Source organism: Allobosea sp. Root381 (assembly GCF_001429395.1).
Taxonomy (GTDB): Bacteria; Pseudomonadota; Alphaproteobacteria; order Rhizobiales; family Beijerinckiaceae; genus Allobosea.
In genome coordinates, this window is the sequence record NZ_LMJT01000023.1 from 209,660 (window position 1) to 221,718 (window position 12,059).

The 12,059-nt window shown below is 67.3% G+C and carries 10 protein-coding genes; 5 read left to right on the top strand and 5 right to left on the bottom strand.

Translation table 11 applies throughout. The features are described from left to right. The 3 genes from ASE63_RS18175 to ASE63_RS18185 are packed head-to-tail and all read left to right on the top strand — an operon-like array spanning nucleotide 1 to nucleotide 4,182. Entirely contained in the window at nucleotides 1-792 is a 792-nt protein-coding gene (locus tag ASE63_RS18175) for an ABC transporter ATP-binding protein (protein ID WP_056804595.1), read from the top strand. Nucleotides 793-805: 13 nt separating this feature from the next. After that, nucleotides 806-2,602 carry a NirA family protein gene (locus ASE63_RS18180; protein WP_056804369.1) on the top strand — a complete coding sequence of 599 codons (1,797 nt, stop codon included), beginning with the start codon at nucleotides 806-808 and terminating at the stop codon, nucleotides 2,600-2,602. Then, nucleotides 2,599-4,182, top strand: a complete 1,584-nt coding sequence (locus ASE63_RS18185; protein WP_056804372.1) for a sulfite reductase subunit alpha — start codon at nucleotides 2,599-2,601, stop codon at nucleotides 4,180-4,182. The genes ASE63_RS18180 and ASE63_RS18185 overlap by 4 nt, the downstream gene beginning before the upstream one ends. Before the next feature lie 25 nt (nucleotides 4,183-4,207). Here the strand turns inward: ASE63_RS18185 and ASE63_RS18190 are convergent, their stop codons facing one another. Genes ASE63_RS18190 through ASE63_RS18210 form a run of 5 tightly spaced genes read right to left on the bottom strand, consistent with a single transcriptional unit; the run spans nucleotide 4,208 to nucleotide 10,064 of the window. Beyond that, on the bottom strand, nucleotides 4,208-5,128 hold the full coding sequence (locus ASE63_RS18190) for a glyoxylate/hydroxypyruvate reductase A (protein ID WP_056804375.1): 921 nt from the start codon (nucleotides 5,126-5,128) through the stop codon (nucleotides 4,208-4,210). A 16-nt stretch (nucleotides 5,129-5,144) separates the two neighbouring features. Further along, nucleotides 5,145-6,263 (bottom strand): FAD-dependent oxidoreductase, encoded by a 1,119-nt coding sequence (locus ASE63_RS18195; protein ID WP_056804379.1) that lies wholly within the window; start codon nucleotides 6,261-6,263, stop codon nucleotides 5,145-5,147. An 8-nt stretch (nucleotides 6,264-6,271) separates the two neighbouring features. Beyond that, nucleotides 6,272-7,843: an FAD-dependent oxidoreductase gene (locus ASE63_RS18200; protein WP_056804383.1), complete on the bottom strand. Its 1,572-nt coding sequence runs from the start codon at nucleotides 7,841-7,843 to the stop codon at nucleotides 6,272-6,274. Nucleotides 7,844-7,848: 5 nt separating this feature from the next. Further along, a complete protein-coding gene (locus ASE63_RS18205; RefSeq protein WP_056804387.1) occupies nucleotides 7,849-9,408 on the bottom strand; it encodes an ABC transporter substrate-binding protein in 1,560 nt (519 codons plus the stop codon). 50 nt (nucleotides 9,409-9,458) lie between these two features. Further along, a complete protein-coding gene (locus ASE63_RS18210; protein WP_056804390.1) occupies nucleotides 9,459-10,064 on the bottom strand; it encodes a cupin domain-containing protein in 606 nt (201 codons plus the stop codon). Between the two features lie 183 nt (nucleotides 10,065-10,247). On the opposite strand from ASE63_RS18210, the gene ASE63_RS18215 reads away from it, so the two are divergent. Further along, nucleotides 10,248-11,189: an ABC transporter permease gene (locus tag ASE63_RS18215; protein ID WP_056804393.1), complete on the top strand. Its 942-nt coding sequence runs from the start codon at nucleotides 10,248-10,250 to the stop codon at nucleotides 11,187-11,189. Then, entirely contained in the window at nucleotides 11,186-12,055 is an 870-nt protein-coding gene (locus tag ASE63_RS18220; protein WP_056804396.1) for an ABC transporter permease, read from the top strand. Before ASE63_RS18215 ends, ASE63_RS18220 begins: the two co-directional genes overlap by 4 nt. Nucleotides 12,056-12,059 lie beyond the last annotated feature (4 nt).

Consider the following 12,059-nt stretch of genomic DNA (forward strand, 5'->3'; position numbering starts at 1 on the left):
ATGGGCTATCTCAAGATCGATCATGTCGACAAGCGCTTCCGGCGCGGCAGCGCGAGCACGGAGGTGCTCAAGGACATCAGCCTCGTGATCGACAAGGGCGAATTCGTCTCGATCATCGGCCATTCCGGCTGCGGCAAGTCGACCCTGCTCAACATCATCGCGGGGCTCACCCCAGCCACCACCGGCGGCATCCTGCTCGAGGGCAAGGAGGTCAATTCGCCGGGGCCGGACCGCGCCGTGGTCTTCCAGAACCATTCGCTGCTGCCATGGCTCTCCGTCTACGACAATGTGGCGCTCGCCGTGAACAAGGTTTTCGGCCGGTCGAAGTCGCGCGCCGAGCGGCATGACTGGATCATGCACAACCTCGACCTCGTCCAGATGGGCCACGCCAAGGACAAGCGCCCCGCGGAGATATCGGGCGGCATGAAGCAGCGCGTCGGCATCGCCCGCGGCCTCGCGATGGAACCGAAAATCCTGCTGCTGGACGAGCCTTTCGGAGCGCTCGACGCGCTGACCCGTGCGCATCTGCAGGACTCGGTGATGCAGATCCACGCCGCGCTGGGCAACACCATGATCATGATCACCCATGACGTCGACGAGGCGGTGCTGCTCTCCGACCGCATCGTGATGATGACCAATGGCCCCTCCGCCCGCATCGGCGAGGTTCTGGATCTCAAACTGGCGCGCCCGCGCAAGCGCCTCGAACTGGTCTCCGACCGCAGCTATATCGCGGCGCGCGAAGCCGTCCTGAAATTCCTCTACGAGCGGCACCGCTTCGTCGAGGCAGCGTGATGCGGGCGCGGCAATGAGCAGCGATTTCACCCCCGACCAGAAGCGCTACCTGGAAGGCTTCATGAGCGGCCTGCAGTCGGCTCGCGCCGCGCGCGGCCTGGGCCCGCTCGGCAACCCCGGCGGCAATGGCAGCGCCGCGCCCTCCGGCCCGGACAAGGAGCATGCCGAGGCGCAGGCGCGTACCGTCGCCAGCGGCGGCAAGCTGGTCGACCAGGAGAAATGGAAGCAGGCGGAGCACCCATTCGATGCCTATGCCCGCTTCAAGGAGCAGGCTTCATCGGGCATCTATCCCAAGCCCGAGGACAATTTCCGCTGGCGCTATCACGGCCTGTTCTATGTCGCCCCGGCGCAGGACAGCTACATGTGCCGGCTGCGCATACCGAACGGCATCCTCAAGGCCTGGCAGTTCGAGGGCGTCGCCGATCTCGCCGAGCGGTATGCTGGCGGCTACAGCCACGTCACCACCCGCGCCAACCTGCAGGTCCGCGAGATCACGGCCGAGAATGCGCCGCTCCTGCTCGAAGGCCTCGCCGATCTCGGCCTCACCGCGAAGGGCTCCGGCGCCGACAACATCCGCAACGTCACCGGCTCGGCCGCGGCCGGCATCGACCCGCTCGAGCTGCTCGACACGCGGCCACACGCACGGGCCTGGCACCACCACATCCTCAACGACCGCTCGCTTTATGGCCTGCCGCGCAAGTTCAACGTCGCCTTCGACGGCGCCGGCTCGATCGCGACCCTGGAGGATACCAACGACATTGGCTTTCAGGCGGTCGAGATCGGCGAGGGGGCTTCGTTCGAAGGGGCTGCGATAGAGCCCGGCATCTGGTACCGGCTCGCGCTCGGCGGCATCACAGGGCACCGCGACCTTGCCCGCGACACCGGGATCGTCGTCGCGCCGAGCGATGCGGTCGCTGTCGCCGATGCGATCGTCCGCGTCTTCAGCGCCAACGGCGACCGCACCAGCCGCAGCAAGGCCCGGCTCAAATACGTGCTCGACGCCTGGGGCTTCGATAAGTTCCTCGCAGCCGTCGAGGAGAAGCTCGGCCGTCGGCTGGTCCGCGTCGAGGGAGCCTTCGTCAAGCCGCGCCCAAGCTATGACCGGCTTGCCCATATCGGCGTGCATGCCCAGGTGCAGCCGGGCCTGAACTGGGTCGGCGTCGCGCTGCCGGTCGGCAAGCTCACGGTCGCGCAGATGCGGGTTCTGGCCGCGATCGCCAACCAATGCGGCGACGGCGACATCCGCCTCACCGTCTGGCAGAACCTGCTCGTTTCCGGCGTGCCCGACGCAAAGGTCGACGACGTTCTGGCCAATCTGGAGGCTTGCGGCCTCTCGGCCCGGACATCGGTACTGAGTGCCGGTCTGGTCGCCTGCACCGGTGCGACGGGCTGCAAGTTCGCCGCGGCCCATACCAAGGAAGACGCGCTCGCCATTGCCGCCCATTGCGACGGGCGGCTCACGCTGGAGACGCCGGTCAACATCCACCTGACAGGCTGCCACCACTCCTGCGCACAGCATTACATCGGCGATGTCGGGCTGATCGGCGCCAAGGTTCCGGTCAACGAGGAGGGCGACACCGTGCCGGGCTATCATCTCCTGGTCGGCGGCGGCTACGGCGTCGACGGGGGGATGGCGCGGGACTTCCAGGCCAATGTGAAGGCGGAGGATGCGCCTGCGCTCGTCGAGACCATCCTGCGCACCTGGCAGACGCATCGCGACAGCCCCGAGGAGACGTTCGCCGCCTTTGCCCGCCGGCACGAGATCACGGAGCTGAAGGCTTTGGTCGACGCCATCGGAGAGGCCGCATGACCGTCCAGACCGCGAACCCGCTCGTCCAGGTTCTGCCGGAGGCGGCGCCCTTCAGCGAGGAGCAGCGCTCCTGGCTCAACGGCTTCTTCGCGGGGCTGCTCTCGCTCGACAATGCCGGCGTCACCGCTCTCTCCCCCGCCGAAAGCGCCGCGATGCTGGGCGAGGCTGATGATGGCGCGCCCTGGCACGATCCGGCGATGGACATCGGCGAGCGCATGAGACTCGCCGAGGGGAAGCCGCTGAAGCGAAAGCTCTTCGCCGCCATGGCGCAGCAGGATTGCGGCCAGTGTGGCTATGTCTGCGAGACCTATTCGGCCGCGATCGCCGAGGGCGGGGAAGCGAGGCTCAATCTTTGCGCGCCGGGCGGCAAGGACACGCTGCGCATGCTGAAGACGCTGACGGAGGAGGCCGGCAGTGCGCCGGCGGCTGCAACGCCCGAAGTTACGGCACCTGCACCGGCTGGCCCCGCCGGCCGGTCGCGCGAGAATCCGGCGCTGGCCACCTTCCTCTCGCGTAGGAAACTGAACGGCGAGGGCTCGGAAAAGGAAACCTACCATGTCGAGTTCGACCTGACGGAAAGCGGGCTCGACTATGTCGTCGGCGATGCCTTCGGTATCGTCGCGCAGAACGATACCCGCCTCGTCGATGCCGTCGTCGCCCTGCTGGGTGCGCGGCCCGACGCCGATGTTGGCGGCAAGTCCCTGCGGGAGGCGCTGCTCGCCGACCGCGCGCTCGGCCCGGCACCGGATGCACTGTTCCAGCTCATCTCCTATGTCACGGGCGGGGAGACACGCCAGAAAGCCAAGCGTCTCGCGGCGGGCGAGGACCCGGATGGCGATCTCGACCGGCTCGACGTGCTCGGCGCGTTGCACAAGTTCGGCGGTGCGCGGCTCTCGCCCGAGGCCTTCGTCGAGGCGCTCGACGAGCTGCAGCCACGGCTCTATTCGATCTCGTCTTCCTGCAATGCCATGCCCGGCCGGATCTCGCTGACGGTGGACACGGTGCGCTACAGGATCGGCTCGCGCCTACGCTGGGGGGTTGCCTCGACTTATCTCGCCGAGCGCGTCAACCCCGGCGACAAGGTCAAGGTCTATGTCCAGCGCGCGCATGGCTTCGGCTTGCCGGAAAAACCGGAGACGCCGGTCATCATGTGCGGCCCCGGCACCGGCATAGCCCCGTTCCGCGCCTTCCTGCACGATCGAAGAGCGACGAAGGCGCCGGGCAAAAACTGGCTCTTCTTCGGCCATCAGCGCCGCGCCAGCGACTTCTTCTACGAGGAGGAGCTGCAGGCGATGAAGGACGCAGGCTTCCTCAGCAACCTTACGCTCGCCTGGTCACGCGATGCCGGGGAGAAGGTCTACGTGCAGGACCGTATGCGCGAGCGCGGAAACGAGCTCTGGGCATGGCTGGAACAGGGTGCGCATTTCTATGTCTGCGGCGATGCCAGGCGCATGGCCAAGGACGTCGAACGGGCGCTGGTCGATGTCATCGCAGAACATGGCGGCCGTTCCAGCGAGGACGCCGTTGCCTATGTCGCCTTGCTTCGGAAAACGGGGCGCTACCAGGCCGACGTCTACTAGCGCCATCGGGTCGCCCGGCATCGCCTCAGTAGCCGCGCGCGCGATGGACGACGCCGCGCGGCTGCTGGCCGGCGCGAAGGGCGGCGATCGCCTCGACGACATGCCGCGCGGCGGTAGACGGCTCGGTCCAGCCGGCGATATGCGGCGTGACCGTCACTCCGGGCGCGGTCCAGAACGGATTATCCGAGGGCAGCGGCTCCTTGCGAAAGGCGTCGAGCATGGCGCCGGAGAGGTGGCCTTCGGCGATCAGGGCCAGAAGGTCGTCATCGACCAGATGCTCGCCGCGCCCGGCATTGACGAGATAGGCCCCCTTGGGCAGCTGACCGAGCGTGTCGCGGCTGAGGATGCCGGCGGTCTCACGCGTCTGCGGCAGCAGGCAGACCAGCACGTCGCTGCGCGAGAGGAACATCGGCAGGCCCTGTTCGCCGCCATGGACCTCGACGCCGGCGAGCGGCTCGCCGCGCCGGCTCCAGCCGCTGACCTGATAGCCGAGCGCCAGGCATTGCTGCGCGCAGGCGCGACCGATCTCGCCTAGCCCCATGATGCCGACGCGCAGATCGGGGAAGGCCGGGCGCTTCCACAGCCCCTGCGCCTGGTTGGCGCGCATCTCCTCGACGCGGCGATGACGGCTCAGCACCGCATGGACGACGTACTGGACCATCCGGCGTGTCAGCGACTCGTCGATCATGCGGATCACGGGCAGATCGGACGGCACCGTCGCATCGCTCAGGACGTGATCGACGCCGGCGCCCAGCGAGAAGATCGCCTTCAGATTGGGGAAGCCGGCGATCACGCCGGGGTCCGCTGCCCAGCTCAGCACGTATTCCACCTCGTCGACCGGGCCGGTCTCCGGCCAGACATGAACGATGAGTTCGGGCGCCCGCTCCGCCAGTGCCTGGATCCAGATTTCGGCAGGTGCGGATTTGCGAATGATGACGAGGCTCACGGATCGGTCCTTTGCGTCATGGTAAGGCGGTGTTGGCGAAACGGTCGGGGCGGAAGGCGTCGAGTGGAGTCGGGCTTGCGCCGTCGCAGACGAGCTCGGCGAGAATCAACCCGACGGCCGGGGCGATCTGGAAGCCGCCGCCGCTGAAGCCGAAGGCGTGGAAGAGGCCGGGCAGCGTCGAGCTCTCCCCGATGAAGGGGCTCTTGTCTGGCGTATAGCCCTCGATGCCGGCCCAGACGCGAATGATCTGGGCACCGCGCATCGCCGGCAGGATCGCGGCTCCACGGCTGCCGATGCGCGCGAGCGCCTCGCCATCCGGCCTGGCCGTGTCATTGCCGCCGTCGTGGCCGAAACCGCCACCCATCACGAGATTGCCGCGTTCGACCTGCCGGCCGTAGAAGCCGCCGCCCTCGATGCCGAGGCTGACCGAGAGCAGCGGCGGCAGGGGCTCGGTGACGAGAATGGTCGGATAGTCTATGCGCATCGGCAGCGTGTCGTCGAAGGCGGCGGCGACCTCGCTGCCCCATGCGCCTGCGGCGTTGATCATGACCGGGGCGCGGATCTCGCGCCCGTCATCGGCGTGCAGGCGAAAGCGGCTGCCGGAATGAGCGAACTGCGAGATACGGCATTGCTCGATGAGCTCCGCGCCCGCCATGCGTGCAGCAGTGGCATAGCCGGCCGCGACGAGCCGCGGATTTGCGTGGCCGTCGCCGGGACAGAGCGAACCGCCGATGATCTCCGGGCCGAAATCGGGGAAGCGGGCGCGGAACGCCGGACCTTCGAGGATCTGGAGTCCGAGCCCGAAGGCCTCGACGCGCTGGGCATACGCCGCGAGCGAGACGAGGTCGGCCGCGCTGCGGGCGAGCTTGAGATGGCCCGAAGGCACGAACTCGCCGTCGATGCCGATATGGCGCTCAAGATCGGTCCAGACCGGATGCGCGCGCGCCGAAAGATGAAGCTGCGCCACAGAGCGACCCTGCCGTCGCACGCCGCCGAAATTCACGCCGCTGGCGCGCGAGCCGCCATAGTCGCGCTCGATCAGCGCGACGGATAGGCCGCGGCGGCGTATGGCGAGGGCGGCAGAGGCGCCGACGAGGCCGGCGCCCAGGATCGCGACATCCGTCTCCATGACCATGGCATGCGTCAGCCCGTCACGGGCTCCGAGGGAGCCAGCGCGACTGGCGGCACGCCATGAAGATGGGCCATGCTTTCCTCATAGGCCGCGACCTCGCTTGCGATGCGCGCCTCGTCCCAGCCGAGCAGCGGCGCCATCGCCTGGGCGACCGGGCGGGCCGCCGCGAGGCCGAGATCGCCCGACCAGGCGAGGCCGGTGCGGCGCGACAGGACATCGCCGAGATTGCGGGCCTGTTCGCGGGTCACGGCCTCGACGATGTCGGCACGGGTCACCGGGTGCTCCGGGTCGAGACGCGGGCTGTTCTGCCGGTCGGGCGCAGGCGCCATGGTGCGTGACAGCGGGGCGGGCGGATGCGACGGCCGGACATGGCGCGCTGCGGCCGCAAGCACGTCCCGGCCGGTGGCGCGATGCGCGCCGAGCGAGCCGTTCGACAGCGTCACCAACCCGGGTGCGCCTTCGCTCGCCGCATCTCCGATCATGCGCGCGCGGGCGCCCATGGGCTGGTCTGCCGCGAAGGTTAGAGGCCGGATGCCGGCCCAGGTCGAGACGATGTCGCTGTGCCGGATGGCAAAGCCGGGCAGCAGGTGGCTGCTCTCGGCCAGCAGGAAATCGAGATCCGCATCGTCGACGAAGACGTTGTCCGGATCACCCTCGTAGAGCGTCTCGGTCGGCCCGAAGAAATGCAGGTCGCGCCAAGGCATGCAGTAGAACGGGCGCCCGACCCGGTTGACGCCGGCGACACCATGACCGCGGCACTCCGGCGGCAGGCGCAGCACGATATGCGCGCCCTTGGTGCCGGTGATCTTCCGCGACACAGGCTGCGGCATCAGCGCATTGACGCGATCGACCCAGACGCCGGCGAGGTTGAGCACGACGGCGGCTCGAATCTGCGCCTTCTCGCCGGTCTCGGCATCCGCCACGGTGACGTTCCAGCCAGCCGTGTCGCGGGCGAGCCCGATGACGGGCGAATAGTTGCGGGCGAAGCCGCCGAGGCGCTCGAGATCGAGCATCATGTCGATCGCGACCCGCTCGGGCCAGTCGATCTGGTATTCGGTATAGCAAGCGACTGCGCGCAGCTTCTCCTGGTCGCGCAGCCACGGAATGAAGGGCTGTTCGGCGCGGGCCTGCGCGGCCGAAACCCGCTCGTAATCGAGCGGAACGCCCCCTTCGCCGAGGCTGCGCAGCAGCAGGAAGGCGCTGTCGACCTGCCAAGGCGCATAGGGGCCGTCGGCATAGATCGGATAGTGCATCCGGATCGGCTTTACCCGCTCCGGTTGCGTCTTCACGAAGTCGCTGCGCGCCGCCATCGACCGGCGCACCGTCATGACGGCTTTCAGGAGGCGATCGGGATGGCGCAGGAAGGTGGTCAGTGGCCCGCCGGGCACGAGGTAGCGCAGCCCGCAATGCAGCAGCCGGCTCGAGCGCGCGGTGGCGCCCGAGCCGAAATCGCCTTTCTCGAACAAGGCGACGCTGTAGCCTTCGGCCGCGGCCGCCTGGGCGGTGGCCGCACCGTTGATGCCACCACCCACGACGACGATGTCGAAGCTGCGGCCTTCGAGCGAGGTGAGGGGGCTGCGCATGCGGCTTACTTCGTCAGCGTGGTCTGCTCGGTGATGAGCGGGCCGTAGGAGAGCGAGCCGTCGAGCTTGTAGCCGTAGTCCAGCCCCTTGCGGCGGCCCCAGATCAGCTTCTGCTCGAAGAGCGGCACGGCGCAGAGCTGCGCCACGATCTTCTCCTGCGCCGCCTTCCAGAGCGCGATCTGGCGCGCCTGGTCGACCTCGTTGGCGGCGGCGTCGATATCGGCGTCGCCCGCATTGCAATGGGAGAAGTTGGTCACGGCCGTCGGCGTGCCGACCGTGCTGCGGGAGTGATAGAACTCCTTTAGGTAGTTGCCGGCCACCGGGAAGCGCGCCGCGCCATAGACGACGATGGCGCTGAGGTTCTGGCGGATCTGCTGGTGGTAGGTCGCGTGTTCGACCACATCCATTTCGATCTCGATGCCGACCTTCTTGAGCTGGGCCTGTACGATCTGCGCCGGGCCGAGGCTGGTGATGTTCTGGCTGGCGATGACCCTGAGCTTCAGGCCCTTCTCGAAGCCGGCCTCCTTCAGCAGCGCCTTGGCCTTCTCGGGATCATAGGCCGGCAGCTTGGCGTCGAGATCCGCCCCCAGCGTCGCGGCCGGGAAGATGGTCTTCGGCGGGTTCGAGACGAGGGCGCCCTTGTAGGCGACGACCTGCTTGACGTCGATCGCATGGGCGATGGCCTGGCGCACGCGCAGGTCGTCCAGAGGCTTCTGCGACATGTTGAGATAGGCGGCGCCCTGATAGGCCGGCTCGATGACGTCGAGGACCGTGTCCTTCACCGTCTGCATGCGCTCGGCCCATTTCTGGTCCTGGCGGCCATAGACGAGGTCGATCTCGCCGGAGGTGTAGGCGAGGTCGCGGCTCGCATCAGAGCGGATGTAGCGATAGACGATCTGGCCGATCTTCGGCGTGCCGCGGAAATAGCCCTCATGTGCCGTGAGGGTGACCGACTGGCTGGCCTTGTAGTCGGAGAAGGCGAAGGGGCCGGTGCCGACCGCCTTCAGCTTGAAGTCGGCGCCGTACTCTTCGACAGCCTTCTTGCTGACGATGTAGCCGCCCTGGAAATCGACCAGCGCATAGAGCAACGAGGCCGAAGGGTTCTTCAGCGTGATCTTTACAGTCTGAGGATCGACCGCCTCGACCGTGTCGATGTTGGCGAAATCGGCCGAGAAGACCGATTGCTTCGGATCGGCGGCGCGCTTGAGCGAGAATACCACGTCGTCGGCGGTCATCTCGCCGAAATCGCCGTGGAACTTGACGCCCTGGCGCAGCTTGAAAGTCCAGGTCTTCTTGTCGTCGGAGATGGTCCAGCTCTCTGCCAGGTCGGGCTCGATCGAGTCGAGGCTGACCGAGCCGGGCTTCAGGCGCACCAGCCCGTTGAACATCCAGGCCAGCACGATCTTTTCCTGGGTCGCCGCGCCGCGATGCGGATCCAGCGTGCCGAGATCGGAGGCGGCCATGCCGACATTGAGGGTAGGGCCGTTCGCGAGGGCCTGCGAAAGCGGCAGACCGGCCAGCGCCGTGGCGAGACCGAGCGCGGCGAGGGAGGAACGTAGAGTCATCGGTGGTGTCCCCTGTTGTTGATTGTCGGGCTGTAAATGTCCTGCAAGCGTCATTCGCCGAGCGGCACGGCGGCCACCACCCAGATGACCTCGGCTCGTGCGGAGCCGGGATTGCGCCAGCGATGCGGCACCTTGCTGTGGTAGCGGAAGCTGTCGCCGGGATTCAGGAAGAAGGCCTTGTCGTCGAGCCAGAGTTCGAGCTGGCCCTGCAACACGAGGCCGACCTGCTCGCCGCGCTCGATCGTGAAGAGTTCTTCGCCGGTCGAGCCGCCTGGCTCGATGAAGGCGCGGTAGACATTGATCCCGGCCGACGGCTGGGGCGTCACGATCACCTTCTCGATGCCCTTTTCAGGCGCGTTGAGGGAAGGGTGGCTGCCGGCGCGGGCGACCACGCCCTTCTCGTCGGCCGCCGGAGCCTCGCCGAATTTCAGCAGCGTCTCCGATGGCACCTGCAGCGCATCGGCGATCAGCCGCAGCACCCGCACAGAGGGCGAGCTCAGGCCGCGCTCGATCTGGCTGATCAGCCCGACGGAAAGCTCGCACTGCTTGGCAAGGCTCGCGATCGGCATGCCCAGCCGCTTGCGTGCCTGCCGGATCTGCTGGCCGAGCCAGAGATCGGCCACGCTGCGCGCTTCGAAACTCGCGGGTTTGTTCATCGTCCAGCCATCGCCCCTCGGAGCAGAAAAGCTGGCATTCCTGATCGCATCACACAAGTGAAATTTTCATATTGACGATGACATCATCGGACCGCTAGCGTTCGGGCTCTCCAGCGAGCGGTGAGATATGTCCACGATTGCAGCGATCCTTGCCGGCTGCCCCGGCATCCATGGCGGCAAGCCATGCTGAGCTACACGCTGAAGCGTCTGCTGTTCGCGATCCCGTCGCTGCTCGGCGTGCTCACGGTCGTCTTCTTCATCGTGCGGATCGCGCCGGGCGATCCGGCTTATGTGATCCTCGGCGAGTCCGCGAGCGCGGAGGCCTTGGCGGCCCTGCGCGAGCAGCTAGGCCTGAACAAGCCGCTGCATCTGCAGTATGTCGAGTTCCTCTGGTCGGTGATGCAGGGCGATCTCGGCCGCTCGATGATCAGCAACCAGCCGGTGCTGAACGAAGTCTGGCGGGTGCTGCCCTACACGATCGAGCTGACCGCGGCCGCGATGCTGATCGGCGTGGTCTTCGGCGTGCCGCTCGGCGTGCTCTCGGCGCGCTATCGCAATGGCGCCGCCGACTATGTCGTCCGCTTCTTCTCGCTGCTGGGCCTGTCCTTCCCGGCCTTCATCTCGGCGATCCTGCTGCTGCTCGCCTTCGCGATCACCATCCCGCTCTTCCCGGTGATCGGCGAGGCCGCCTATGACGATCCCGTCCAGCGGCTGCGGGCGCTGGTGCTGCCCGCGCTCAATCTCGGCTTGATCATGGTCGCCTACATCACGCGCGTCACACGCTCGAGCATGCTCTCCGTGATCGGGCAGGATTACATTCGCACCGCCCAGGCCAAGGGCGCTGCGCCGGGCCAGGTTCTGCGGGTGCACGCGCTCGGCAATGCGCTGCTGCCGATCGTCACCGTGGTCGGGCTCTATCTCGGCGTGATGATCGGCAACTCCGTGCTGACCGAGATCGTCTTCAACCGTCCCGGCCTCGGCAAGCTGATCGTCACCGCGCTCAACCAGCGCGACTACCCGACGCTCCAGGCGATGCTGGTGATCTATGCGCTGTTCATCGTGCTCGCCAACATCATCACCGACCTGACCTATGGCCTGATCGACCCGAGGGTGCGCAACCAATGAACGCCGCCACCGTCGCCACACGCCCGTCGCTCCCGCGCCGTCTAGGCCACTTCGCCCGCAAGCAGAAGGCCGCGAGCTTCGGCCTCGTCGTCCTCTTCGCGATGATCTTGTGCGCAGTGTTCGCGCCGTGGATTTCGCCCTACGATCCGAACGAGCAGAACATCATCCTGAACCTCGCCGCGCCCTCGGCCGAGCACTGGTTCGGCAACGATACCTTCGGCCGCGACACGCTCTCGCGCGTGATCTGGGGGGCACGGGTCTCGCTCTTCGTCGCCTTCACCTCGATACTGCTGGCGATGGTGGTCGGCGGGCTGCTCGGTGTCATCGCCGGCTATTTCGGCGGCCGCACCGACCGCGTCATCATGGCGGTGATGGATGTGCTGCTCTCCTTTCCCAGCCTCGTCATGGGCCTGCTCGTCGTCGCGGTGCTGGGTCCGACGCTGGTGAACCTGATCGTTGCCATCGCCTTCACGGCGGTTGCGCCCTTCGCCCGTATCGCCCGCGCGCCGACGCTCTCGATCCGTAACCGCGAATTCGTCGATGCGGCACGCTCCTTCGGCATGTCCGACTGGCGCATCATGCTGCGCTACATCCTGCCGAACATCGCCGACGAGGTCGTGGTGCTCGGCACGCTCTGGCTCGCGACGGCGGTGCGCACCGAGGCCTCGCTGAGCTTTATCGGGCTGGGCGTGCGTCCGCCGACGCCGACCTGGGGCGGCATGATCCGCGACGGCTTCGAGAACATGCTCGATTCGCCCTGGCTCGTCGTGATGCCGAGCCTCGCCATTCTCGCCGTGATGATCGCGCTCAACATGATCGGCGACGGGCTGCGCGACGCGACCGACCCCCGCCTGCGCCAGGAATGAGCGG